The sequence below is a fragment of the Paenarthrobacter sp. NPDC091669 genome, assembly GCF_044756725.1.
Taxonomy (GTDB): domain Bacteria; phylum Actinomycetota; class Actinomycetes; order Actinomycetales; family Micrococcaceae; genus Arthrobacter; species Arthrobacter bambusae_C.
This window is the reverse complement of the sequence record NZ_JBIVTK010000013.1, coordinates 62,820-87,746: the sequence shown is the minus strand read 5'-3', so window position 1 is coordinate 87,746 and position 24,927 is coordinate 62,820. Positions and strand designations below refer to the sequence as shown.

The 24,927-nt window shown below is 64.0% G+C and carries 21 protein-coding genes and 1 riboswitch; of the genes, 8 read left to right on the top strand and 13 right to left on the bottom strand.

The features are described 5' to 3' along the window. The first annotated feature begins 30 nt into the window (after window positions 1-30). The 3 genes from ACIQLI_RS19470 (at window position 31) to ACIQLI_RS19460 (ending at window position 2,561) form a co-directional block, all read left to right on the top strand. Window positions 31-873, top strand: coding sequence for an SGNH/GDSL hydrolase family protein (locus ACIQLI_RS19470; RefSeq protein ID WP_400391415.1), 843 nt, complete (start codon window positions 31-33; stop codon window positions 871-873). Window position 874: 1 nt separating this feature from the next. Beyond that, window positions 875-2,044 carry a winged helix DNA-binding domain-containing protein gene (locus ACIQLI_RS19465; RefSeq protein ID WP_400391412.1) on the top strand — a complete coding sequence of 390 codons (1,170 nt, stop codon included), beginning with the start codon at window positions 875-877 and terminating at the stop codon, window positions 2,042-2,044. A 76-nt stretch (window positions 2,045-2,120) separates the two neighbouring features. Beyond that, window positions 2,121-2,561: a hypothetical protein gene (locus tag ACIQLI_RS19460; RefSeq protein WP_400391409.1), complete on the top strand. Its 441-nt coding sequence runs from the start codon at window positions 2,121-2,123 to the stop codon at window positions 2,559-2,561. 39 nt (window positions 2,562-2,600) lie between these two features. On the opposite strand, the gene ACIQLI_RS19455 is transcribed toward ACIQLI_RS19460, so the two are convergent. Both ACIQLI_RS19455 and ACIQLI_RS19450 read right to left on the bottom strand, forming a co-directional pair. After that, on the bottom strand, window positions 2,601-3,722 hold the full coding sequence (locus ACIQLI_RS19455) for a homoserine O-acetyltransferase (RefSeq protein WP_400391407.1): 1,122 nt from the start codon (window positions 3,720-3,722) through the stop codon (window positions 2,601-2,603). Window positions 3,723-3,737: 15 nt separating this feature from the next. Beyond that, window positions 3,738-3,854: riboswitch (SAM riboswitch) on the bottom strand. A gap of 186 nt (window positions 3,855-4,040) precedes the next feature. After that, entirely contained in the window at window positions 4,041-5,381 is a 1,341-nt protein-coding gene (locus tag ACIQLI_RS19450) for a bifunctional o-acetylhomoserine/o-acetylserine sulfhydrylase (protein ID WP_400391404.1), read from the bottom strand. 201 nt (window positions 5,382-5,582) lie between these two features. Here ACIQLI_RS19450 and ACIQLI_RS19445 point away from each other — a divergent pair, with 201 nt between their 5' ends. Further along, window positions 5,583-6,221: a VOC family protein gene (locus ACIQLI_RS19445; RefSeq protein ID WP_089594306.1), complete on the top strand. Its 639-nt coding sequence runs from the start codon at window positions 5,583-5,585 to the stop codon at window positions 6,219-6,221. Window positions 6,222-6,342: 121 nt separating this feature from the next. Here ACIQLI_RS19445 and ACIQLI_RS19440 read toward each other — a convergent pair whose 3' ends face one another. Next, a complete protein-coding gene (locus ACIQLI_RS19440; protein WP_400391401.1) occupies window positions 6,343-7,116 on the bottom strand; it encodes a CPBP family intramembrane glutamic endopeptidase in 774 nt (257 codons plus the stop codon). 23 nt (window positions 7,117-7,139) lie between these two features. On the opposite strand from ACIQLI_RS19440, the gene ACIQLI_RS19435 reads away from it, so the two are divergent. Next, window positions 7,140-7,820 (top strand): histidine phosphatase family protein, encoded by a 681-nt coding sequence (locus tag ACIQLI_RS19435; protein WP_400391398.1) that lies wholly within the window; start codon window positions 7,140-7,142, stop codon window positions 7,818-7,820. Window positions 7,821-7,844: 24 nt separating this feature from the next. Here the strand turns inward: ACIQLI_RS19435 and ACIQLI_RS19430 are convergent, their stop codons facing one another. The 5 genes from ACIQLI_RS19430 to ACIQLI_RS19410 are packed head-to-tail and all read right to left on the bottom strand — an operon-like array spanning window position 7,845 to window position 12,324. Further along, window positions 7,845-8,636 (bottom strand): DeoR/GlpR family DNA-binding transcription regulator, encoded by a 792-nt coding sequence (locus ACIQLI_RS19430; RefSeq protein ID WP_354232218.1) that lies wholly within the window; start codon window positions 8,634-8,636, stop codon window positions 7,845-7,847. A 24-nt stretch (window positions 8,637-8,660) separates the two neighbouring features. After that, window positions 8,661-9,515, bottom strand: a complete 855-nt coding sequence (locus ACIQLI_RS19425) for a ketose-bisphosphate aldolase (protein WP_400391394.1) — start codon at window positions 9,513-9,515, stop codon at window positions 8,661-8,663. After that, window positions 9,497-10,465: a hexose kinase gene (locus ACIQLI_RS19420; protein ID WP_354232214.1), complete on the bottom strand. Its 969-nt coding sequence runs from the start codon at window positions 10,463-10,465 to the stop codon at window positions 9,497-9,499. Before ACIQLI_RS19420 ends, ACIQLI_RS19425 begins: the two co-directional genes overlap by 19 nt. Next, entirely contained in the window at window positions 10,462-11,397 is a 936-nt protein-coding gene (locus tag ACIQLI_RS19415) for an ROK family protein (RefSeq protein WP_400391390.1), read from the bottom strand. Before ACIQLI_RS19415 ends, ACIQLI_RS19420 begins: the two co-directional genes overlap by 4 nt. Window positions 11,398-11,406: 9 nt before the next feature. Beyond that, entirely contained in the window at window positions 11,407-12,324 is a 918-nt protein-coding gene (locus ACIQLI_RS19410; RefSeq protein WP_400391387.1) for an SIS domain-containing protein, read from the bottom strand. A 352-nt stretch (window positions 12,325-12,676) separates the two neighbouring features. On the opposite strand from ACIQLI_RS19410, the gene ACIQLI_RS19405 reads away from it, so the two are divergent. Then, window positions 12,677-17,005 (top strand): endo-alpha-N-acetylgalactosaminidase family protein, encoded by a 4,329-nt coding sequence (locus tag ACIQLI_RS19405; RefSeq protein WP_400391385.1) that lies wholly within the window; start codon window positions 12,677-12,679, stop codon window positions 17,003-17,005. Window positions 17,006-17,072: 67 nt separating this feature from the next. Here ACIQLI_RS19405 and hutI read toward each other — a convergent pair whose 3' ends face one another. Further along, the gene (gene hutI / locus ACIQLI_RS19400; protein WP_400391382.1) at window positions 17,073-18,311 is read right to left on the bottom strand and encodes an imidazolonepropionase; all 1,239 of its coding nucleotides are present in this window, start codon (window positions 18,309-18,311) and stop codon (window positions 17,073-17,075) included. 11 nt (window positions 18,312-18,322) lie between these two features. Then, entirely contained in the window at window positions 18,323-19,420 is a 1,098-nt protein-coding gene (locus tag ACIQLI_RS19395; RefSeq protein WP_400391379.1) for an NAD(P)/FAD-dependent oxidoreductase, read from the bottom strand. A 132-nt stretch (window positions 19,421-19,552) separates the two neighbouring features. Here ACIQLI_RS19395 and ACIQLI_RS19390 point away from each other — a divergent pair, with 132 nt between their 5' ends. Next, complete coding sequence (locus tag ACIQLI_RS19390) at window positions 19,553-20,269, top strand: AAA family ATPase (protein ID WP_400391376.1); 717 nt, start codon at window positions 19,553-19,555, stop codon at window positions 20,267-20,269. Window positions 20,270-20,386: 117 nt separating this feature from the next. On the opposite strand, the gene ACIQLI_RS19385 is transcribed toward ACIQLI_RS19390, so the two are convergent. Together ACIQLI_RS19385 and tdh are read right to left on the bottom strand one after the other, a co-directional pair. Next, window positions 20,387-21,580, bottom strand: a complete 1,194-nt coding sequence (locus ACIQLI_RS19385; RefSeq protein WP_400391374.1) for a glycine C-acetyltransferase — start codon at window positions 21,578-21,580, stop codon at window positions 20,387-20,389. A 55-nt stretch (window positions 21,581-21,635) separates the two neighbouring features. Beyond that, window positions 21,636-22,682 carry an L-threonine 3-dehydrogenase gene (gene tdh / locus ACIQLI_RS19380; protein WP_026547146.1) on the bottom strand — a complete coding sequence of 349 codons (1,047 nt, stop codon included), beginning with the start codon at window positions 22,680-22,682 and terminating at the stop codon, window positions 21,636-21,638. A 107-nt stretch (window positions 22,683-22,789) separates the two neighbouring features. On the opposite strand from tdh, the gene ACIQLI_RS19375 reads away from it, so the two are divergent. Further along, the gene (locus ACIQLI_RS19375) at window positions 22,790-23,728 is read left to right on the top strand and encodes a LysR family transcriptional regulator (RefSeq protein WP_400391371.1); all 939 of its coding nucleotides are present in this window, start codon (window positions 22,790-22,792) and stop codon (window positions 23,726-23,728) included. A 10-nt stretch (window positions 23,729-23,738) separates the two neighbouring features. Here the strand turns inward: ACIQLI_RS19375 and ACIQLI_RS19370 are convergent, their stop codons facing one another. Next, complete coding sequence (locus ACIQLI_RS19370; protein ID WP_400391368.1) at window positions 23,739-24,923, bottom strand: Gfo/Idh/MocA family protein; 1,185 nt, start codon at window positions 24,921-24,923, stop codon at window positions 23,739-23,741. Between the last annotated feature and the right edge of the window lie 4 nt (window positions 24,924-24,927).

The window sequence follows — 24,927 nt, the reverse complement described above, 5'->3', positions numbered from 1 at the left end:
TGGCGTAGGTTCGCGGTAAGGGGGCAGGATATGAGCGTGAGTGAGAACAATCAGTTGTTGAAAGCCGGCGATCCTGTCCAGAAGCACCCGTGGACCCGTTACGTGGCACTGGGTGACTCCTTCACGGAAGGCATCGGTGACCCCGAGCCCCGGAACCCCGGCGGTCACCGCGGTTGGGCGGATCGCGTGGCCGAGGAACTGGGCCGGAGCCAGGAAGACTTCGCGTACGCCAACCTTGCCATCCGTGGCAGGTTGCTGCAGCAGATCATCGATGAACAAGTGGGTCCCTGCTTGGAACTGCAGCCTGACCTCGTGTCGATCTCAGCCGGCGGCAACGACCTCATCCGGCCCGGCGGCGATCCCGACCTCCTGGCCGAAAAACTCGATGCCGCCGTGGGAGAGCTGAGCTCGGGCGGCGCCAGTGTGGTCCTGTTCAACGGTCCGGACACCGCAGCTTCGGTGCTGGGGCGGATCCGCGGCAAGGTGGCCATTTACAACGAGAACCTCAGGACCGTGGCCGCACGGCACGACGCCGTCATTGCGGACATGTGGTCCTTGCGGCAGTTGGCAGATCCTCAGATGTGGGATGCGGACCGCCTCCATTTCTCACCGCTGGGCCACCACACCATCGCCATGATGGTCCTGGACTCCCTCAACGTCCACCACACCCTTGAGCCGCTGATGCCCAAGCCGCTGCCGCCGCGGACGTGGCGCGAGGCCCGCTCCTCCGACCTCGTCTGGGCACGCGAGTACTTTGTCCCGTGGGTCATCCGGCGACTGCGGCACCAGTCCTCCGGTGACGGCATTACCGCAAAGCGCCCGACGCCGGGTCCCGTCTTCGGGCCCAGCGGTACCTTGCTGCCGCGGCGCTGACATGACGGCACTGGCTGACGGCCCAGGCGTGACCGCCGAGACCATTCACAGCATTCGGCTACGGCGGCAGCAACTGCGGCCTCCCTGCGCCGAAAGCCCCGGAGAAGTGGTCCGGAATCTCCTTGCCGTCCAGTCACAAGAATTCCCCTATGCCCGGTGGACCCTTGCACAAAGGACACCTGCTTCCACTTCCCCGGACGTGGAACAGGCCGTCGCCGAGGGAAGCATCCTGCGAACCCACATCCTCCGGCCCACCTGGCACTTTGTGCACCGGGACGATCTTGGCTGGCTGATGGGACTCTCCGCGGACCGCCTCCATCAGGGAAACAAAGGCATGTACCGCCAAACAGGGATCGATGAGGACTCCGCCGGCCGAAGCGGCCTTATCCTTGCTGCAGCCGTTGCAGATGGAGCCCATAAGACCCGCGAGGAATTGGCCGAAGTCTTGGGACAGGCCGGCTTTCCCAGCAAAGGCCTGGGTTTCATCTACCACCTCATGCACGCCGAAATCAGCCGCATCCTGGTGAGCGGCTCCCCCATCCGCTCTCCCGGTGGCGCCCTGAAACAGACGTATGCCCTTTTCGAGGAGCGTGTGCCGGGGTTCGTTCGCACGCCATTGACCGGGGAGGACCGTGAAGAGGCCCTCGGAAAGTTGGCGCTCCGGTACTTCGGCAGCCGCGGGCCCGCCACCATCAAGGACTGCGCCGTGTGGTCAGGGCTGACCATGAAGGACGTAAAGCTGGGCCTCCAGGTTGCCGGGACACTGTCGCCCGGCGCTCTGGCTACGGTCAGCCTGGACGGACTGGAATTTTACCTGAACCCGGAAGACGTCGGCGTGCTCACCAATGCCGGGGGCCTGTCGCGTCCGCATGACGCAGGAGTCCCCCGCATCGACCTCATCCAGTGCTACGACGAATACGTCATGGGCTATTCGCAGTCCCGGCACTATCTGGGCGGGACTGCCCCATACTTCCCCGAGGACAACGGGCCCATACACGTGGTCCTGTTGGATGGCAGGTTGGCCGGATGGTGGCGCCATGGATTTTCCGGCGGAGCCTGCCAACTGGATGTCCGCATGAACCGGCCCGCAAGCCCTGCCGAACAGATGGCCCTGGACGCTGAAGTGGAACGATATGGGCGGTTCCTGGGCATGGAGACCAGGCTCCTCTGAAAGGTTCACTGAAGGCGCCCGGAGTTCCCGCCGTACGACCGGTCTAAGCTGGGATAAGACCTAGGAGGCCTGCACTGTGAACAATCTGATCTTCTGGATCATCGTCTGCTCGTGGCTGATTCCGCTCGGGATCCGCATGTACAACCGTTCCCGCGCGCGTCGGATCCAGAACGAGAACTTCCGCGGCCCCGGCTACCCGCCACAGAACCTGCCCGGCCCCGGCTATCCGGCACAGCAGGACTACCCTCAGCAGGATTACCGGGGGCAGCAGAACTACCCCTCGCAGGGCTACCCGGGCTACCCATCCGGGCCCACCGTCATCCGCCCTGTGGATGACGCACCGCAGTCCGGGCCGCCGTCGAACCCTTCATCCCCCACGCCCTTCCCGGCCACCAACGGTTCGGAGCCGCAAGGCTTCCGTGCCCGCAAGCTGGCCGAGCTGGACGCGAAGTTCAGCAACGGGGAGATCGCCATGGAGGATTACATGAAGCAGCGCGGCGACATCATGAACGGCTAGGCTGACGGCCGACCCGGCGCTTTGCAGCCGACGCTCAACCTAGGCGAAGAAGGCTCCGCGGAGTTGCGCTGAGAGCTGGCCGATTTCCGTCAGGAACCCGTCGTGGCCGATCGGCGCTTCAATGACGTGAACCGGAACATCACCCGGCAGGGCTTCCGCCAGTTCCCGTGATTGCGCCGGGAAATACAATCTGTCGCTGTCAACCGCCGCGACGAAGAACTCCGCAGTGGTACGCGACAATGCGGCCTCCAGCGATCCACGGCCACGTGCGACGTCGTGGGACATCAGGGCCTCGGTGATGGCGATGTAGCTGTTGGCGTCAAATCGTCGGACGAGCTTTGTTCCCTGATGGTCCAGGTAGCTCTCCACCTGATAGCGGCCACGCTCCCCCAGGACCGCAGCGGCCAGTGGTTTCTCTTGGTGCTGGGCTTCCCGGCCGAAGCGGAAATCCAATTCCAGCGCAGAGCGGTAGGTGATGTGGGCGATGCGCCGGGCCAACGCGAGTCCGTGTTCAGGGGCGGTGCCACCGTAGTAGTCGCCATTGTTGAAGTTCGGGTCCTGGCGGATGGCCAAAGTTTGGGCCTGCGCAAAGGCGATCTGCTCCGCCGTGCTGTAGGCACCCACGGATATCACGGCGCAGCGTTTCACCCGCTCCGGGAAGGTCGCTGCCCATTCCAACGCGCGCGCGCCGCCCATCGAACCGCCCAACACGGCATGCCAGGCCTCGATTCCCAGGGCTTCGGCCAGGCGCGCCTCGGCCTCGGTGCTGTCGCGCAGGGTGACCAGGGGGAACCGGGAGCCCCAGGGACGGCCGTCCGGCGCCTCTGAGGACGGTCCGGTGCTGCCGTAGCAGCCGCCCACAATGTTGATGGAGACGACAAAGAACCTGTTGGTGTCGATGGTGGCACCGGGGCCTACCAGCTGCTCCCACCACCCTTCTTCGTCCGTGGCTCCCCGGGCAACGTGCGTGCTGCCCGTGAGGGCATGCTGGATGAGCACGGCATTGGAGGCATCGGCGTTCAGCTGCCCCCAGGTCTCATACGCGAGGACGACGTCGGGCAGGAATCCTCCCGCTTCAAGGTCCAGCGGCCCAATGGCGGCGTACTTGACGGTTCCGTCTTCTTCCCCGGATTTTGGAAGTGCTGTAGCAGTAATGGTCATTCCTTTGACACCTTAACCTCGCGCTTGCCCGTCGCCTTGCGTGCGAACAGGCCAGGTCTTCACCCGGGGCACCCCACCGCGGAGGAGGGTTGCCGGCCAGCAAGCCGGGGCTATGCGCTGGCACTCATGACCTAATACGAAGAGTCTAGGAAATGCAGGGCGGTTCTGGCGAAGAATGTGACAACAGTGTGACGGTTCAGGGCCATTTCGTTCACGAATCAGCACTCCGGAATGCCGCCCGGCGAATAATCATCGGCCCGGGCGGCATTCCGGGAAAGGCGTCAGGCGCGGTCCCGCCTTCAGCTTTCAGGGCCGGGTTCAGGCTCCCTTGGCGGCCCGGAAGCCTGCTTCGAGGTCCGCGATAATGTCATCCACGTGCTCAATCCCCACGGACAAGCGCACCAAGCCGGGGTTCACGCCGGCCACCAGCTGCTGCTCCACCGTCAGCTGGCTGTGCGTAGTGGACGCCGGGTGGATGACCAGCGAGCGGACATCGCCGATGTTGGCAACATGCGAGTGCAGTTCCAGTCCGTCCACGAAGCGCTTGCCCGCCTCAACGCCGCCCTTGATGTTGAAGGCAACAATGGCGCCGGTGCCCTGGGGGCCGTATTTCCGGCCACGGTGGTACCACGGGCTGGACGGCAGGCCCGCATAGGCGACCGATTCGACGTCGTCGTGGGCTTCCAGCCATTCGGCCACCTTGGTGGCGTTGGCTACGTGACGTTCGACGCGCAGGCTCAACGTCTCCAGCCCCTGGGCGATCAGGAAGGCGTTGAACGGGGACACAGCGGAACCGAGGTCGCGAAGAAGCTGGACCCGGGCCTTCAGCACGTAGGAGAGGTTGGCGCCAAGTGCACCGTCCTTGCCAAGATCGCGGGCGTACACCAGTCCGTTGTAGCTCGGGTCGGGGGTATTGAAGCCCGGGAAGCGCTCCGGGTCCTTGCCGAAGTCGAAGTTGCCTGAGTCCACAATCACGCCGGCGATGGCAGAACCGTGGCCACCCAGGTACTTGGTAGCGGAGTGGACCACGATGTCGGCGCCCCACTCGATGGGACGGATGAGGTAGGGAGTGGACAGTGTGTTGTCGACGATGAGCGGCACGCCGGCTTCGTGGGCGGCGCGGGCGACGCCCTCAATGTCCAGTACGTCCTGGCGCGGATTGGAAACAACCTCGCCGAAGAACAGTTTGGTATTCGGCTGGACGGCGTCACGCCACTGGTCCAGGTTGTCCGGGTCCTCCACGAAGGTCACCGAGATGCCGAATTTCTTCAGGGTATGTGCCAACAGGTTGTAGGTACCGCCGTACAGGCTGGGGCTCGCCACGATGTGGTCGCCGGCCTCAGCGATGTTGAGGATCGCGAAGGTTTCCGCCGCCTGGCCTGAGCTCAGCAGAAGGGCGCCCAAGCCGCCCTCGAGGCTCGCGATCCGCTGCTCCACGGCATCCTGTGTCGGGTTGCCGATCCGGGTGTAGATGGGTGCGAGCTCGGCCAGGGCAAACCGGTTGGCTGCGCTCTCGGCACTGGGGAACACGAAGGACGTGGTCTGGTAGATCGGCAGTGCCCGTGCTCCCGTCGCGGAGTCGGGCTCCTGACCTGCGTGGATCTGGCGGGTTTCGAAAGACCATCCTTGGGACATGGAGTTCTCCTGTTCGTGGCGCATGGGTTCTGTGGAAACGTGCTGCGTGTGAGCTGGGGCCAGTCTAGGAAGTGTCCGGAGCCTAAGACAGCTTTGTGACGCCGGTGGAATCTTTCGGTCTTTTCGCGTCCCTGCATGACGCCTGCGGGCACCGGTTATACACATCCCACCTTAGTTAGGCTTGACTTAGCTGAGACCCCGATCACAAAGTGCCAAGATGAAGCCATGCGCATGGATCACGTCTCTTACGCCTGTGAACGAGATGGCCTTCTGGCCACTACCGAACGAATTTCCGCGGCACTGGGAGTGGACGCTGTCCGGGGCGGAGTGCACCCGCGCTTCGGTACCCGGAACATGATCATTCCCCTTGCGGATAACAAGTACCTGGAAGTGGTGGAGGTCCTGGACCACCCCGCTTCCGACAAAGCGCCTTTTGGCCAGGCAGTTCGTGCCCGCTCGGCCGCCGGTGGTGGCTGGATGGGCTGGTGCGTCGCTGTTGACGACCTGGCACCGTTCGAGGACCGCCTTGGCCGCTCCGCTGTTCCGGGCAACCGCAAGTTCCCTGACGGCCGCGAACTGGTGTGGCAGCAGATCGGCATCCTGGGCTTGATCGCAGACCCCCAGGTCCCGTACCTGCTCAAGTGGGAGGGCGACCCCTCACTGCACCCGTCCAGGATCTACGAAAGCGACGTCAAGATGTCCAGCCTCACCATTGCGGGCTCGGCGGAACGCGTCACAGAATGGCTCGGAGAACCGGTGGAAAAGCCGCTTGAGGACGTCGCTGTCCAGTGGATGGCACCGCACGGCACTCCGGGAATCATGTCAGTAACTTTCGAAACCGCCTCCGGAGCCGTCACCATCTGACCGCCCCATCCAACCGGGCTCGTCCCGGCACCGGTCATCCCTGTCCGGTAAGAACTTCGGCCGCCATCAGCGGGTGCCAATGACGTCACCCACTGATGGCGGCCGGATATTTTTAAGCGCCCTATCCCAGGCCCATCGCCTTGCCGAACAGGCTGAAGCCCACAAACGCCACGATGTCCAGCAATGCGTGGGCAATCACCAAGGGCATGACCCGCTTGGTCTTGGTATAGATCCACGCGAACACCAACCCCATGACCACGTTGCCGATGAACGGCCCGAAGCCCTGGTACAGGTGGTAACTCCCCCGCAGGACGGCGCTGACCACAATGGCCACGGGCATGCTCCAACCGAACTTCCCGAAGCGGTCCATGAGGTACCCCACCACGATCACTTCTTCCACGATCGCGTGCCGCATGGCCGAGAGGATGAGCACTGGTACGGTCCACCAGTAGGCGTCCAGGCCGCTGGGGACAATCGCCGTGGTGATGCCGAGGGCCCGGCCGGCGGCGTAGAGGCCCAGAGACGGAATTCCGATCACGGCAGCAAGTCCCACACCGTGGAGCAGGTCCTTGCCCGGCCGGGCAAAGTTGAAGCCGAGCCGGGCGAACGCCGAGCCGTTGTCGCCGTCGCGGTTTGACTGGATATGCGAAGACAGGAAGTAGAACACCAGGGCCACAGGCACCAGGGCGAAGATGATGTCCAGCAGTTGATAGGTGAGGTCAAAGTATTCGCGGGTGCTTTGGGACCGGTTCAAGGTGGAGGTGGCGTCGGCCAAGGGAGCCCGCGTCATCTTGTCCAGAAGCTGCACCACGGAATATACGGCCGACTGGCCCAGGGACAGGCCCAATACAATAAGTACTTCGGCGCGCAGCCGTCGGCGGGAAGCAAGGAACATGTACCCACCCTATGCTTGGTGGGATGGGTGCCCCAGCGAGAATTTTCATGATCCGGCACGGCCAATCCGCCGCGAACGCCGACACGTCCATCTACAACCGTGTGCCGGACTACCGGATCCCACTGACCGAACTCGGTGTGGAGCAAGCCCGCATTGCCGGTGAAGACCTTCGCCGGAAGCTCGACGGGCAACAGGTCTGCGTCTACGTTTCACCGTATTTGAGGGCGTACCAGACCTTGGAGGCGTTGAACCTGGGCTCGTTGATAGAACGGGTCATTGAGGAACCCAGGCTTCGCGAACAGGACTGGGCCAACTTCCAGATTGCCGGGGAAATCGAGGATCAAAAGGAGCTCCGCAACCTCTACGGCCACTTTTTCTACCGGTTCCGCGAAGGTGAATCCGGTTCCGATGTGTATGACCGCGTGTCGTCCTTCATGGAGACGCTCTACCGCCACTGGCAAAAGCCCACGTATGCGCCGAACGCCCTCCTGGTGACACACGGACTGACCATGCGCCTTTTCTGCATGCGCTGGTTCCATTGGACGGTTGAGTACTTCGAATCCCTCAACAACCCGGACAACGCCGAGTTGCGCACACTGATCAGGAACGACGACGGCCAGTACACCCTCGATTCACCGTTCAGCCAGTGGGTGCCCAAGGATGTTGATGATTCGGTGCTGCACGCACCCAGAATGCGGTTCTAGCCGGCGCACCCACCCTGCCGGTGGCTAGCCGGCTGAAGCGACGATGACTTCCGTGCCCTTGGCTTCGAAGGCGGCCTTGTCCCCGGCACTGATCCCGGCATCGGTGATGAGGTGCCTGAAGTCGTAACCCGCCATGGCAGCAAAGGAGCGGCGGCCCACTTTGGAGGAGTCAGCCACCACGTAGGACTCCGTGGCGCGCCGTGCCATCACGGTGTTGACCATGGCCTCACCCTCGTCGGTGATGGTAGGACCGAGGTCCGGGTCCACGCCATTGACGCCGATGAAGGCAATGTCCAACGCTACTTTCTGCATGATGACGTCCGTGTAGGGACCCACGAGCTCGTAGGAGCGCGGATTCAGGATGCCACCAGTAACCATGATCTTGATGTTGGGCCGGACCGCCAGTTGCGAGGCAATATTGATGGCGTTGGTCACCACCGTCAACGTGGGCCTGTTGGAGGGCGCGTTGAGGTCTTCACGGGTGGAGAGCAATTGCGCCAGGGCGGTGTTGGTAGTGCCGCCGCTGAGGCCAATCACGGCTCCGGGCCGGATCAGTGCGGACGCAGCCTGGGCAATGTCCTGCTTGGCCTGGGCGTGGTCGTCACGGTTGTAGCGGCCCGGGAGGTCATAGGCCACCGATCCTGTGGTGGCGCCACCCCGGGTCCGGCTGAGCAACCTCTGCTTGGCGAGGCTGTCCAGGTCTCGACGGGCCGTGGCTGGTGACACGCCCAGACGCGTCACGATGTCCTCGACTTCCACATGGCCGGACTCGGCCAGGAGATCGAGGATGGCGGTCAGCCGATCGGTGCGCGTCATGACGAGCCTTTCGCGGGTTCGGAGCTATTTCGCTTTGGCGAACAGCGTCAGCATACGTGCGGACTCCAGCACAAGGGCATCCCGGCCGGCCTTGAGGTACTTCCGGGAATCCACCACTTCAGGGTTGGCATCGAGGTACTCACGGACGGCGCGGGTAAAGAACCCGTTCAAATGTGTGGATACGTTGATTTTAGTCATACCCGCGCCGATAGCGGCTACGAGCATCTCATCTGTGACGCCTGAGGAGCCGTGAAGGACCAACGGTTTTCCCACAGCGGTCTTCAGCCGGGTGATCAGGTGGAGGTCCAGTGCGGCGCTTCGTTCGGTCATGGCGTGGGAGGAACCAACGGCCACAGCGAGCGCATCCACACCGGTGGCGTCAACGAAAGCCCGGGCCTCGGCGGGGTCGGTCCGGACACCCGGCGCATGGGCACCGTCCTTGCCTCCCACTTTGCCGAGCTCGGCCTCCACGTAAACGCCTCGCTGGTGGGCGTAGGCGGCGACACGTTGGGTGACTTCGACGTTCCACGCGTACGGCAGATGCGCGCCGTCGTACATGACCGAACCGAAGCCAAGGTCGACCGCAGCCAGGGCGAGGTCCTCGGACTCCGCATGGTCCAGGTGCAGGGCCACCGGGACGGCGGCGGAGCGGGCGATCGCCAGGGCGGCTGACGCGATCGGTTCGAGCCCACCGTGGTACTTGGCGCAGTTCTCGGAGATCTGCAGGATCAACGGAACACCGGCCGCTTCGGCTCCGGCCACCAGGCCCTCGGCTGTTTCGATATGGATGATGTTGAACGCACCTTGGCCTGTGCCGGAGGCCGCGGCCTTGTCCATGAGTTCCCGTGTGTTGACCAGGGTCACCGGGTCTCCTTCCATGTCACGATCAGTTGGTCTTGAAGTTCCTGGTACCGCGGCGAAATTTCGCCGGCGGCCGGCATGAGCACGGCAGCGGCGGACCACGCGGTGGCCCGGCGGAGTATTTCGCGCGGTTCCGTAATGCCTTCGGCGAGTGCGACGGCGGCAGCCGCCACACCGGCGTCGCCCGCCCCGGTGGGGTTGCCGCTCAGCGCTTCAGGCAGGCGCGCGCTCCAGTAGCCGCCGGGAGCGGCGTGATCGAAGGCGAGCATGCCGTCTGCACCGGCACTGACGAGTACCGTCCGTGCGCCCATGTCGATCAGGGCGAGGGCGGCTGCTTCAAGGCTGGATTCCCCGGTCGCTTCGGCCAGCTCGTGATGATTCGGCTTGAGGATGTCCGCACCCGCCTTGGCTGCGGCGATGATTCCGGGACCGGAGGTATCGATGATGGCCGGGATACCGGCGTCGTGCGCCAGGCGCACCAGCTCCGGGTAGAAATCCGCTGGAGCACCCGGTGGCAGGCTTCCCGAACCGACCAGGACGGAGGCCGGCAGGTTTCGGTTTCCGCTGACGGCCTCAACCACGGCAATCCGGAGTGAGCGCCAGTCGTCCGGCAAGAGTGCCTGGCCCTCCTCGTTGAAGATGGACGTTTCGCCGGCGACCGTATCCACCAAGGCGATGCTGCGGCGGGTCTCGGCGGCGACTCCCACCAGGGTGTGGGGAACCCCGCTGGTCCAGAGCTCAGCGGCAAGGGTCTGCCCCGCGGCGCCGCCGGTGGGTGCGATGGCCAGGACGGGATAGCCCAGCTGGTGCGTCACACGGGCAACGTTGATGCCCTTGCCGCCGGCCCGGCTCAAAGGCGTGGGCACACGGTGGCTGGCGCCCTCGGTGATTCCCTGCACGGCATAGGTCATGTCGATGGCCGGATTGGCGGTGACGGTGATGATGCGGTTCACGTTGGCTCGCTTCATTGTGCTGCTCCCAGGAGTGCGCGCGCGTTCAAGGCCGCACCCAGCAGGCCGGCGTCTTGCCCCAGTTCGGCCCGGATCAGCTGTGGGCGTCGCTGGAAGTCAAGGATGCCGTCCACCTTGGTCCGGAGGGGCTCCAGCAGTTGGTCACCGGCTTCAGCCAGGCCACCGCCGATCACCACCGCTTCGGTCCCCATGATGTTGACGCACTGGCAGATGGTGAAGGCGAGGGCATCCACGGCGTCGGCCCAGATACGCGCGGCCAGTTCATCGCCGTCTCCGGCCCTGAGCAGGACACCGCGGGCACCGTTCACCCTGTTCCCGGAGGCCCTGTAATAGCGCTTGGCGATGGCACCGGCCGAACCGACGGCTTCCAGGATGGTGGAGCCCGTAGAGTCGGGTCCGGCGTCGGGGTCCGGGACCTGCGCATGGCCAAGCTCACCGGCGAAGCCGCCGGCCGTGACCGCCTTGCCGCCGGAGAAGACGGCTGCGGCGATGCCGGTTCCCACCACCATCACCACAACGTCGTTGAACTCTTTGGACCCGCCAAAGGTGTGTTCCACAGCGGCAGCTGACCGGACATCATGGTCAAATGCCACGGGGATCCCCAGCCGTTTTTCGGCTTCGGCCGTGAACGGGAAATTACGCCAGCCGAGATTGGCGGAGTAGACGCCGACGCCGGCCACGGAGTCCACGATGCCCGGGACGATGATGCCGGCCGCTTTGGCGGGGACCTCCGGGAATTCGGCAGCCAGTTCGGTTTTGAGTTCGGCCAGCCTGTCCAGGACCGCTTCGCCGGGGCGTGCGGGATCCAACGGTGTAGGAACGCGGCGCATGCCCAGAACTGTCCCACGGGCATCCACCAAGCCGGCCTTGATGTCAGTCCCGCCAACATCGAAGGAGAGGACCGGTGATTCTGCGGCTCCGAGAACCATGACGGAAGCCTAGGCGGAGGCGTCGAGAATGACGGAGCGCGTCAGGTTGCGGGGCAGATCCGGATTCAGGCCACGGACGCGCGCACGCTCCAAGGTGACCTTGTGAACCCTGGCCAGCTCAGCCAACGGGTGCTTGTCGGTGTGGATGTAGAGGGCGCCGGTGACGGCCATGTCGCCGTCCAGCCCTTCAGGCTGGGCCCCGAACAACCAGGTGACGCGGCCCGGCGCCGCGATGGAGATGGGCCCATGCCGGTACTCCATGGCGGGATAGGACTCAGTCCAGCCCTGTACAGCCTCCCGCATCTTCAAGCCTGCCTCGTGGGCCAGCCCAACCGTCCATCCAGTGCCGAGGAAGGTGAACTGCTCGGCATCCAGGAGTTCCTGCGGAACCGGCGCGCTCACGGCGTCGCGGGCATCATTGATGGCCTGCTGCACATCGATGTCCAGGCTGGTCAGCAGGTACACCAGCGCTGTGGTGGCAAACCGGGTCTGAACCACCGAACGCTCATCGGCGTACTGCAGTCCGATCACGGCGTCTGCCAGTTCGATGATCGGGGATGTGGTGTCGCCGATGATTGCCACGGTGGGGACGATCCCCTGCAGCTCAGCCAGGATCTCAAGTACCTCAGTGGTGGTGCCTGACCGTGTAATGGCCACAACGGCGTCGTACTGGCGATCTGCACTGTTGCTGTTAAGGAAAGCTTCGGAAGCGGCGAAGGCATCGGTGACGCCCTTCCCGGCGGATTCGCGGGCGGCAGCGTAGCTCTGCGCCATGAACCAGGATGTCCCGCAACCGATCACGGCGATGCGCTTTCCGTCAGCCGGGAGCAAGTCCTCGGCACGGGCTTGCTGGACAGCCCGCTGCCATACGTCGGGCTGGGAAACCAGCTCTTCCTCCATGAAGGCGCCCAGTGTGTTCTCGCTCATCGTGTGTTCCGCTCCCGCTCAGCTTAATGACGTTTTCTGATCTATAGAAACACTAAACGATCATTTTCGATCTCACAAGGATCATCCACGGGGGAAGCCTGCTCATTGACCGCGCGCGGCCGGAATAGGCAGCCGGCCGCGGAAAGCGTGTGCCGGAGTGTGCATTTAAGTTAACTGCTTGTTAACTCTTGTCAACTTCTGTCCCGTGCAGCAGTCTTAGACAGTCCGCAAGAACATGATCGTTACCGGTTCGGAAAAATCAAGAAGGAGCATCATGCCCGGCTTGTCATCCCCCAGACGCCTCGCATCGCTGAGTTTGGCCTGCGTCGTCGCCTCATCCTCACTCGGCCTGATGGCAGTTCAACCTGCCACGGCAGCCCCATCCTCCCCTTTCGCTCCGTTCGCCCCGCAAGCAGACATCGTCAGTGCTGCCGATGCTGCCGTCATCGCCTCCGGCCAGCTCGCCGTGGAGGTCTCCACCACCTTCCCGCAGGTCCTCGGCTACACCGACCCCGTCACGAAGGCCCGCTTGGACGGCAACATCACCCGGCTCAGCACCATCACCCTCAATGGCGTGGAATACACGGTGGCCGGTTCTTCCACCGGGTCCGGAAACGACGCCCGGGAGTACGTGCTGACCGTTCCGGACTTCGGCAACGCCGTCATCAAGGCCCGGCTCTCGGTCAAGAAAAACGTGGTGTCCTTCAACGTCACGGAGATCAAGGACTCCGCTGATCATCAGGTCAAAACCTTGCAACTCCCCCGGCTGAACCTGGTGACCGTCGGATCCACCCAGCCCGGGGCGCAAGTCTCCACGGCCAACCTGTCCGTGGACCGCAGCGTCACCGGTGACGAATTCACGCCCATCACCACCGCGACTCCCTTGGATGCCACCGCCAAGAGCTCGGCTTACGCACTGGCAAACACCGCCACCTTGGGTGCCGCCGTCGAATCCAACGCACTGTACGACACGTCGTCGGGCCCGGGAGCGAAGGACCGCGGCCGCTTCTGGCGCCAGGCAGTCAGCGATGGGGCCGGTGGCGTTTCCATGGGTATCGCCAGCGGCCAGTGGCTCTACCGCGCAGAAGGCTCCTCAACCACCGAGGAACTTCCGTGGACACGCGTGGCCATCACCAGCGATGCCAATGCCGACGGCGGTGTGGACTGGCAAGATGCAGCGATCGCCATGAGGTCCATCCAGGTCAGCCCCAACAAGGCCGAACAAACGCCGGACAACGTGATCACGCACATCCCGTTCAACTTTGCTTCGCAGGCAACCCACCCGTTCCTGAGGACCTTGGATGACGTCAAGCGCATCGCCCTGGCCACCGACGGACTGGGGCAGGTGGCCATGCTCAAGGGCTACACCAGCGAGGGGCACGACTCCGCCAACACGGACTACGGCAACAACTTCAACGCCCGCGCAGGCGGACTGGAAGACCTCAACAAGCTGGTGAAAGAGGGCAAGGACTGGAACGCCAGCTTCGGCGTCCACATCAACGCCACGGAAATCTACCCTGAAGCCAAATCCTTCAGCGAGGACCTGTTGCGCGCGGATAAAGGCCTGGGGTGGAACTGGCTGGACCAGTCCTACTACATGAACCAGCGCGAGGACATTAACTCCGGCAAACTCGCCCAGCGCATCAAGGAACTACGCGAAGTCACGGACAAGAACCTGGACTTCGTGTACGTGGACGTCTACTACGAATTCGGATGGCTCGCCGAGCGCCTGCAGCAGGAACTGGTCAAGAACGGCTTCCGGGTGGGCTCCGAATGGGCCGACCACCTCTCCCGGAACAACACCTGGTCCCATTGGGCCAACGATGAGAAATACGGCGGCTCCACCAACAAGGGCATCAACTCGCAGATCCTGCGTTTCATCAACAACACCCAGTCGGACGTCTGGAACCCCGATCCCAAGCTCGGCGTGAGCCACATTGTGGAGTTCGAAGGCTGGACCGGGCAGAACGACTTCAACGCTTTCAGCGAGAACGTCTGGACAGCCAACGTGCCCGCCAAGTTCCTTCAACACCACCAGATCACCAAGTGGACAGCTGACCGGATCGACCTCGCCGACGGCGTGGCTGTCACCGGAAACACGGCAGCAGAACGGAATATCACCGTGGATGGCACCTCAGTCCTACAGGGCGGAAACTACCTGTTGCCGTGGTCGTCCAAGGAAAACGGCAAGGCCGACAAGCTCTACCACTACAACCCCGCCGGCGGTGCCAGCACGTGGCCGCTCACCAAGGAGTTCGCCAAGGCCGACACCCTGGAGCTGTTCAAACTGACAGACAACGGCCGCGTCAAAGTTGCCGATGTCCCCGTAGTCAACGGCCAGGTGACTGTCGCCGCAGATGCCAAACAGCCCTATGTCCTGTCTCCGAAGAACAACAAAGCTGAATTGCCCAAGAAGGCCACCTTCGGCGAAGGAACGGCCTTCAACGATCCCGGCTTCAACGGCGCAGACCTCTCCCCATGGAACCCCGCCGGCACCGTCACGCAGGTCCGCGATGACAAGGGTCGCCGCTTCGCCGAATTGGGGGCAACGCCGTCGTCCATCAGCCAGGAAATAAAACTGGACGCCGGAACCCAGTCCGTGAGCACCTGGGTGGAAATCCAGCCCGGCAAGACCCGACCCACCACGCTGTCCGTGGACATCAACGGCAAGACCGAAAGCGTCACCATTGATTCCTCCAACGCCGGAAACTACGTCGCCGGCGACGAGAAACACGGCACAGCATTCCAGCGCATCCGTGTACTGGTGGACGTTCCCCACAAAAACGCCAAGGCCAAGGTCACCGTCTCAGCGGCCGACGGCGACGCAACAGTGCGCGTCGACGACTTCCGTGCAGTGAAAACCGCCCGGGTGGCCACCACCGGCGTGCTCAGCGAGGACTTCGAAAACGTGGACCAAGGCTGGGGGCCCTTCGTGAAGGGCAATGCTGGCGGCTCCACGGACCCGCGCACGCACATCACCGAACGCAACGAACCGTTCACACAAAAGGGCTGGCACACCAACGTGATCGACGAGGTACTGGACGGAACGTGGTCGCTGATCGCGCACGATGAAAACCGCGCACCAGACGGCGGACCGGGCATGGTGTACCGGACCACGGAGGCAACAGTTCCGTTCCAGGCGGGCCGCAAGTACAAGGTGTCCTTCGACTACCAAAACTCCAAGGACGGCCAATACGCTTGGGTTTCCGGCTACGACTCGCAAGCCGGTCCCGCAGTGACAGGCAGCCAGGCCATCGCTGCCGCAACGTCCACCACACGTTTCGAGCAAACCCTGGATACCGGCTTCTGCGGAGACTACTTTGTGGGACTGCAGCGCACGGGCAGTGCAAATGGTTCGGACTTCACCCTGGACAACTTTCTGGTGGAGGATCTCGGCGCTTCCGAATCCGTCCCGGCCTGCGCACAGCTCTCAGCGTCTCTCCAGGGCGATGTTGTCCAGCAGGGCAAGGCCCAGGACTTCGTCACCACGTTTACTTCCGACGAACCAGCCGCCATCAGCGACCTCGCCGTCACCCTTGCACTGCCTCAAGGGTGGACTGCAACCCCGTCCACGCCTGCCACTTCCTCGACGCTGCCAGCCGGCGGCACTCTGACCACCACGTGGAAGATCACCGCACCGGCTTCGGCGGACGGCGACTACCCCATCACGGCTACCGCCACCTATGGCACCACTTCTTCGCCCGCAGGCAGCCGCACCATCAGCACCACCGCGGCCGTCCGAACACTGCCCAAGCCTCCGCAGGCCACCGTGTTCGCCAGCGACCACCCGTGGGTCAGCGCCACCAATGGCTGGGGCCCTGTGGAGAAGGACCAGTCCAATGGTGGAACCGGGGCCGGTGACGGCTCTCCGCTCACACTGAACGGCACGGTATACGCCAAGGGTCTGGGAGCCCACGCCAACGGCACGGTCCGCTACTACCTGGGCGGCTACTGCACCGCCTTCACCGCGACCGTGGGCGTTGACGACGCCCAACCGACGCGGGGAAGCGTGAAGTTCTCCGTGGTGGCTGATGGCACCACCAAGGTGACCACACCGGTTCTGGGCGCTGCGAGCGCTCCCCTGCCACTCACTGTGGACGTCACCGGAGCCCAGTACGTGGAACTGGTGGCCAACGACGCCGGCGATTCCAACGGCAACGACCACGCTGACTGGGCCGACGCCAGGTTCACCTGTTCCTCCACCTCACAGGAGCCCCCGGCACCCGTGCTGTCGGGCACCGTGTTCGCCTCCGACCTGCCCTGGATCGGCAGTACCAACGGTTGGGGACCTGCAGAACGGGACCGGGCCAACGGTGAGCAGAACGCCGGCGACGGGCCCGCACTGCGGCTGGACGGCGTCGTGTACTCCAAGGGCATTGGCGTCCACGCCGACTCGAAGGTCAGCATCGCCACCGAGGCCAAGTGCAACGCCTTCACCGCCGTGGTGGGAGTGGACGACGCCAAGCTGAACAAGGGCCTGCACGGTTCCGTGGTGTTTATTGTCAAGGGAGATGGGCGCGAACTGCTGCGGACCCCCGTCCTGAGCGCGGACTCCGCCGCACTCCCCCTCACCGTGGACATCACCGGTGTCCGCAACGTCGAGCTGGTCGCTGACAAGAACGGCGACGACGCCGGCGATGACTGGGCGGACTGGGCCGACGCGAAGTTCAGCTGCGCGTAGGTCTTTTCACCCCTCACAACAGGGGGCGGTGTTCCTACCGGAACACCGCCCCCTGTTTTGTGTTGTGTTAGACGGCCCGTACGCCGGCCCGCCACACGGAATGAGTCAGCGGGATCCCCGGTCGGTAAGCCAGGTGCGTGGCCGATGGTGCCTTGAGCAGGTGCAGGTCCGCCCGGTGTCCGACGGCGAGCGAACCCACCGCCCGTTCGCCGTCGACGTCGTTCCCGGACTCCCGGCCCAACGCCAAAGCGCCGCCGTATGTCGCCGCCCGGACGGCTTCGTGGACGCTCAAGTGCATTTGCAGCACAGCGGTGGTGACGCAGAAGGCCATGGAGCTGGTGTAGGAGGTCCCCGGATTGCAGTTGGCGGCCAGGGCGATCTGGACGCCGGCGTCGATCAATTCACGGCCGGGCGCCAGGGGCTGACGGGTGGAGAGGTCGCAGGCGGGAAGGCAGGTTGCCACTGTGCCCCGGGGGCCCGTTCCGGTGGCCGGATCCCAGCCCGCCCAGGTTCCCGCGAGGTCCCGGATGTCCGGGTCCGACAAGTAGTTGACGTGGTCGACGCTCGCTGCGGCGAACTCTACGGCGAGGGCAACACCTGGGCCCTCGCCCAGCTGGTTGCCGTGGACCCTCAGGCCCAGGCCGGCGTCGCGCGCTGCGGTCAGGACCCGACGGGACTGGTCTTCCGTGAACGCGCCACGCTCGCAGAAGACGTCAGCCCAGCGGACGTACGGGAGGACGGCGTCGAGCATGGGCCCGCAGACCAGGTCCGTGTACTCTTCGGGATCGGAGCCCTTCGGGACCAAATGCGCGCCCAGGTAGGTCACTTCGTCCACTTCGGCTGCGGCGATGCGGGCGCTGCGGGCCTCGTTCTCCACGTCCAGCCCGTAACCGGTCTTGCTCTCCAGGTAGGTGGTCCCCTGAGAGACTGCCTCGGCCACGCGATCCCGTACCAGGCGGGTGAGTTCGTCATCGCTGACGCTGCGCGTAGCACCAGTGGTCACCGCGATCCCGCCTGCGCTGTAGCTTTCGCCGGCCATGCGGGCTTCGAACTCGGCAGTGCGGTCCCCTGCGAACACGAGATGGGAATGCGAATCCACCCAGCCCGGCAGGACGGCGCGGCCTTCGGCGTCGATCATTTTGTCCGCAGCCGGAGCGTCTTTGGCAGCGCCGATCCAGGAGATCCGTTCTCCTTCGATCACCATCGCGGCGTGCTTCAGGACCCGGTGTTCAAGGTCCTGGGTCATCAGTTCGCCGATGTTGGTGATGACTGTGCTGCCGCTGTTCCCGTTCCTGTTTCCGCTCATGACCCTATTGTTCAGCGCCGGATCGACCAACGCACTGCCGCCAACTGCTCCGCTGTCCGGGATTCCGGACTGTCGTCGTGAACGTTGCCGAGGATCAGTCCTGCGGCCAGCTCCGCAATGGCGGACGATGTCTGGAAGCCGTAGCCGCCTTGCCCTGCGAGCCAGAAGAAGCCCGGCGCTTCTGCGTCGAATCCCACCACTGGAATCCCGTCTGCAGCTTCTGTCCGGAGGCCAGTCCATGCCCGGTCCACTGAGTGGATGCCCAAGGACGTCACGGCGTTGAGTTTGCTGATCAAGGCCTCCACATCACCTGCGTAGGGCTTGGCATCCTCTGCTCCGCTCGGCACGGATTCCGACGGCGAAATCAGCACCTGGTTGCCCTCGGCACGGAAATAGAACGTGTCGTCAGCGGCACACACCATGGGTGTTTCCGGCGTCAACGGGGAGTCAACGTTGACGATTGCAGCCGTCCGTCGGTACGGCTGCAGTCCCAGTTTCTCCACCCCGCTGATGACGGCAAGCTCGTCCGCCCACGCACCAGCGGCGTTAACCACGACGCCGGACTGGAACCCTTCGGTTCCCGCGCCCACCTGCCAGCCGCTCCCCAATCGCTGGGCGGAGTGGACCTTGGCTCCGGTGATGATGTCCACGCCCGCAGCTTCCGCTGTGCGGCGGTGTTCCTCCAACAGGAGCGGAGCGTTGCAGCCGAAGGAGCCGCTATCCAGTCCTGCCGCAGTGAACGAGTCGGGGTTAAGGGCCGGACACAGACGCATTGCCTCGTGGTGGGTGATGGCGTGCATGTTGCCGCTGGCCTCGGCGCGGACTGTTTCTTCGTCACCCACCAGCATGAAACCGCGTGGCGTGAGGATGGGTTCGGCCGCCTGGGAATCCCGGGCAGCCAACATCTCCAAGGTTCGAATCGTCAGCTCCTGCACCACTGCCGGACCGTAACTGGGGATAAGCTGCCGGGCGGAACGCGACGACGTGTGGAAGGCCAAGGACTGCTCGGCCTCAACAAGTGCAACCGTGCACTTGCCTGCGAGAGCCGCCGCCAAGGACAGTCCCCCGATGCCACCGCCTACGATTACCACGTCATAATTCGAAGCCATGGCTCCATCCTGTCAGAACCGATGCTCTCTCACATCCCGCGCCCTTCCGCCGAACGCTCTCGCACACTCACTTCTCGATGCACGCCGGGTCCCTGCGGCCTCAACGTCGGCCAGGGCTGCAACAATGACGGCATGCACCGCAACCATCCCATCCGGCGAGTGACGGAAGATCCCACCAACGCGCTGGACCGCCGCCGGTGGCCAGCCAGCCTGCCACCGGTAACCCAGCTTCTGGATCAAGGTCTGGATCTGACGCCTGCAACAATCCTCGTGGGCGAAAACGGTTCCGGTAAGTCAACCGTGGTGGAGGCCATCGCCTTGGCCTACGGTTTGTCCCCGGAGGGCGGCTCAACAGGGGCCCGACACACCACCAGGTCCACGGAATCCGAACTGGGCAACCACCTGCAACTCATCCGCAATGCCGGAAGCAGCAGGCGTGGTTACTTCCTCCGTGCTGAGACCATGCATGGTTTTTTCACCTATCTGGAGAAGAACCCCAGCACGTTCGGCGACTTGCCCTTCCACGACATGTCCCATGGAGAATCGTTTCTTGAGCTCGCAGTTGACCGGTTCCGCGGGCCTGGATTATGGGTACTGGATGAGCCGGAGTCAGCGTTGTCATTCACCGGCTGCCTCAGCCTGCTGTCAGTTCTCAAGGAGTTGCTGGTCGGAGGCAAATCCCAAGTGATCATGTCGACGCACTCGCCACTGCTTGCTGCCCTTCCGGGCGCCCAGATACTTGAAGTCGGGCAGTGGGGCTTACGCCCCAGGCAGTGGGCCGACCTGGATCTGGTCACCAATTGGCGATCATTTCTGGACGCCCCGGAAAGATTCATCCGGCACCTTTAGCACGGGAGCCGATGCTCTCTCACTCTCGTGAAGGAAGTGAGAGAGCATCCGCCTCAAGCCCGAGGGACGTGAGAGAGCATCCGTCTCAAACCCGAGGGACGTGAGAGAGCGTTGGCCTTAGGCGATTGCGGCGCGACTCTTGACGAACGCCTGAACGCACGCTTCGACGTCGTCCGCGCTATGCGCAGCGGAGAGCTGCACGCGGATCCGGGCCACGCCCTTCGGCACTACGGGGAAGCTGAAGGCCGTGACGAAGACGCCGTTGTTGAGCATTTCGTCGGCTACCTTGGCAGCCACCACGGCGTCACCGAACATTACGGGGATGATGGCGTGCTCGCCGTCGAGGAGCTCGAAGCCTTCCTCGCTCATGCGGCGGCGGAACAGTGCTGCGTTCTCGAACAGCCGGGTACGGAGTTCGCCGGATTCCTGGACCAGTTCGATCGCCTTGATGGTGGCTGCAACGATGGCCGGGGCGAGGGAGTTGGAGAACAGGTACGGGCGCGCCTTCTGGCGCAGCATGGCGACGATCTCGCCGCGGCCGGAAACGTAACCGCCCGAAGCTCCACCAAGGGCTTTGCCGAATGTGCCGGTGTAGATGTCCACACGCTCGGAAACGCCGGCATGCTCCGGGGTGCCCGCGCCCGTGGGGCCCATGAAGCCGACGGCGTGGGAGTCGTCCACCATGACCAAGGCGTCGTGTTTCTCGGCGAGGTCGCAAATGGCCTCGAGCGGCGCGAGGTAACCATCCATGGAGAACACGCCGTCCGTGACGATGATCTTCCGGCGGGAGCCTTCGGCCTCCACCAGCTTTGCCTCGAGGTCCGCCATGTCCTGGTTGGCGTAGCGGAAGCGCTTGGCCTTGCTCAGGCGGATGCCGTCAATGATGGACGCGTGGTTCAGGGAGTCCGAGATAATGGCGTCTTCGGGGCCAAAGAGTGACTCGAACACGCCGCCGTTGGCGTCGAAGCAGCTGGAGAACAGGATGGTGTCCTCGGTCCCCAGGAACGTGGAGACGCGGGTCTCCAGTTCCAGGTGCAGGTCCTGGGTTCCGCAAATGAAGCGCACGGACGCCATGCCGAAGCCGCGCTCGTCCATGGCGGACTTTGCTGCGGCGATGATGTCCGGGTGGTCGGCCAGGCCCAGATAGTTATTGGCGCAGAAGTTCAGCACTTTGTTGGCGGGCTGGCCGAGCTGGCCTGCGGCGATGTGGCTGGCCTGCGGGGAGTCGATGTGGCGTTCGGTCTTGAAGAGGCCGGCGCTGCGGATCTCGTCCAGTTCGCCTTGCAGCTGGTCTTTGATGGCTGAGTACATAAGGGGTGCTCCTAAAGTTGAGGGGGCCGCGGGTCGCGTACCAGTTCAGGTCCAGTTACAGTTCAGTCCAGTCGAGGACCACTTTGCCGCCCGTGCCGTTCCGGGCAATCTCGAAGCCCTTCTCCCAGTCCTTGGCAGAGAGCTTGTCGGTGACTACCGCGGAGATGTTGCGGTGCAGCACGGGGTTGGAGGACAGCATGGCGCTCATCGCGTACCAGGTCTCAAACATCTCGCGGCCGTAAATGCCCTTGAGCGTGAGCATGTGCGTGACGACCTTGCCCCAGTCGATGTCGATGGATTGGCTGGGGAGGCCGAGCATGGCGATGCGGCCGCCGTGGTTCATGTTGTCGATCATCTCAGGCAGTGCGGTGGGGTGTCCCGACATTTCCAGGCCGATATCGAACCCTTCGCGCATCCCCAGTTCCTGCTGGGCGTCGCGAACGCGCATCTTGGAGACGTCGACGGCCAGGTCAACGCCCATCTGGCGGGCCAGTTCCAGTCGCGGAGCGGAGACGTCCGTGATGGCAATCTTGCGGGCACCGGCATGGCGGGCGACGGCGATGGCCATGAGTCCGATGGGACCGGCACCGGTGATCAGCACGTCTTCGCCGACCAACGGGAAGCTCAGCGCGGTGTGGACGGCGTTGCCGAACGGATCGAAGATGGCACCGAGTTCCGGGGTGACGGATTCATCGTGGTGAACCCAGACGTTGGTTTCGGGGATGACGACGTATTCAGCAAAAGCACCATCGCGTTGCACGCCGACGGAGACGGTGTGGATGCACATCTGGCGGCGTCCGGCGCGGCAGTTGCGGCAGATTCCGCAGACCACATGGCCCTCGCCGGAAACCCGGTCCCCTACCTTGACGTCGCGGACGTCTTCGCCAATTTCCACGACTTCGCCATAGAACTCGTGGCCGGCGATGAGCGGCGTTTCGATGATGCCCTGGGCCCAGGCGTCCCAGCTCTGGATGTGCAGGTCGGTGCCGCAGATACCGGTGGTCATCACACGGATCTTGACGTCGCTGGGGCCCGCCTCGGGCTCAGGACGTTCGACGAGTTCGAACCCTGCGTGGGGTCCGGATTTGTAGAGAGCCTTCATGGGATTCCTCACTGCCGGGGCTGCTTCGCTGCTGCTGAGTCCATTAGAGCCCCGGCAACGATTTAGCACAACTAGATTCTTCTCAATCAACGATTTAGGATTTGCTAATGGAAATACACCAGTTGCAGATGCTTCGTGAGCTTGGCGACCTCGGCAGCGTGAAAGCGGTGGCCGAGACGCTCATGGTCACTCCGTCGGCCGTTTCCCAGCAGCTCGCACTGCTGCAGAAATCGGTGGACGTGCCGTTGACGCGCAAAGACGGCAGGGCTCTGGTGCTGACCGACGCCGGCCGCGTCCTCGCCGAGGCGGGTGCCGCCGTCGTGAACGCCATGGCAGATGCGCGGGCAGCAATTGGCGCCTATCACGATGCTCCGGACGCGCCGGTGAGCGTGAGTGCGTTCCACAGCGCGGGGCAGGCGCTGTTCGCGCCGTTGGCGGCGCTGCTGGCATCCGGGACAGCGTCCGACGGCGGGAAGTCACCCCGCCTGCGACTGTCCGATGAGGATGTGGCCCAGGAGGACTTCCCGGGGTTGGCCGCACGGTACGACCTCGTTTTGGCACACCGGATGGACAACAGCCCGCAATGGCCGGAGGACAAGGTGGCGGTGATTCCACTCGCAGACGAGCCCCTGGACATCGCCCTCCCCGCGGATCATCCACTGGCGGCCCGGCCGGACCTGGAGCCATCCGACGTCGTGGGTGAATCCTGGGTGACCAGCCGCGATGGCTACTCCCCTGCGGACGTGTTGGCCGCCGTCGTCGCCGTCAGCGGACGGCCGGCCGAGGTGCTGCACCGGATCAACGACTATTCGACCGTTGCGGCGTTGGTTTCCGCGGGCGGGGCGATCGGGCTGCTGCCGCGGTTCACAGCGCGCCGCGTGTTGGATGCCGGAGTGGTGCTGCGTCCGCTGTCCGGCGTGAATTCGGTGCGCAAGATCGACATCCTGGCCCGGCCGGAGACCCTCAAACGGAAATCGGTCATGACGGTTTGCGAGTCACTTCAAACCGTCATGACCGAGCTTGTCGAGCTATCCAGCTCCCGCTAACCGCGGGCCGTCAGTCGCGGACCAGGGCGGGCTGGCCGGCGTCGAAGTACTCCACCAGTTCGGCAGGGAGCTCCGGGACCTCGCGCGCAGAGCCGTCGCTGCGGAGTGATTCCGCCGCAAGGATGCCGGCCACCACTGCCTGACGGGCTGCTATGGGACTCGTCTGCGTTTGGCCGCCTTGGGACGCAAAGCGCAGGAACTCCTCGATCAAGCGGGGATCCGCGCCACCGTGGCCTCCTTCGCCGTCCTGGATGGTAATCACCTCGTCCGGTGCCGCGTAGCCGGATGACCGGCTGGTCCACACATTGATGGTCTCGCCAGGTCCGTCGCCGAGGTTTTCGATGCGGCCCTTGGTCCCGATGACGGTGTAGTTGCGCCAGTAGTCGGGTGTGAAGTGGCACTGCTGGTAGGAGGCAAGCACGCCGTTGTCCAGCACCATGTTCATCATGGAGATGTCCTCGACGTCGATCACTTCCGCCAGGTCCTTCTGCTCCGTGGGCGGCCAGTTGTCCATGGAGAACCAGTCACCCATGCGTTTTCCGGCGTTGTTGCTGCGGTTCGCGACGTCACCGTAGACCGCGAGATCGCCGACGGCGGCAACCCGCTTGGTGTAGCCCCCGGCAAGCCAGTGGATCACGTCGATGTCGTGGGCACCTTTTTGGAGCAGAAGTGAGGTGACGTTGGCGCGCTGGGCATGCCAATCCTTGAAGTAATAGTCACCACCGTGTCCCACGAAGTGACGGCACCAGACCGCCTTGACCTCGCCGATCCTGCCGTCCTCGATGAGTTGGCGCATCTGCACTACAACCGGCATGTGCCGCATGTTGTGGCCCACGTACAAGCGCGTGCCGGTTTCGTAGGCCGTTGCCAGGATCCGGTCCGCAGCCTCAATGGTGATGTCCAGCGGCTTCTCGCAGAAAGTGGGGATGCCCGCCTTGAGTGTACGGACCGCGACGGCGGCGTGCTGGTTATCGGGGGTCAGGACCAGGACTGCGTCAATCCCGCTGGTCAGGAGTTCCTCCAGATCCCCCGTAACGCGGGCCGTGGGGATCCGTTCTGCAGCATCTGCCCGGCCTCGTTCGCTGAGGTCGCAGACGATGGTGACCTCAGAGCCCTGGCCTGGCTTGTGGGCGTGTTTCCAGAGCCCTGAACGCAAGCCGAAACCCACGATGCCGACCTTCAAATCCTTTTCCATGGTG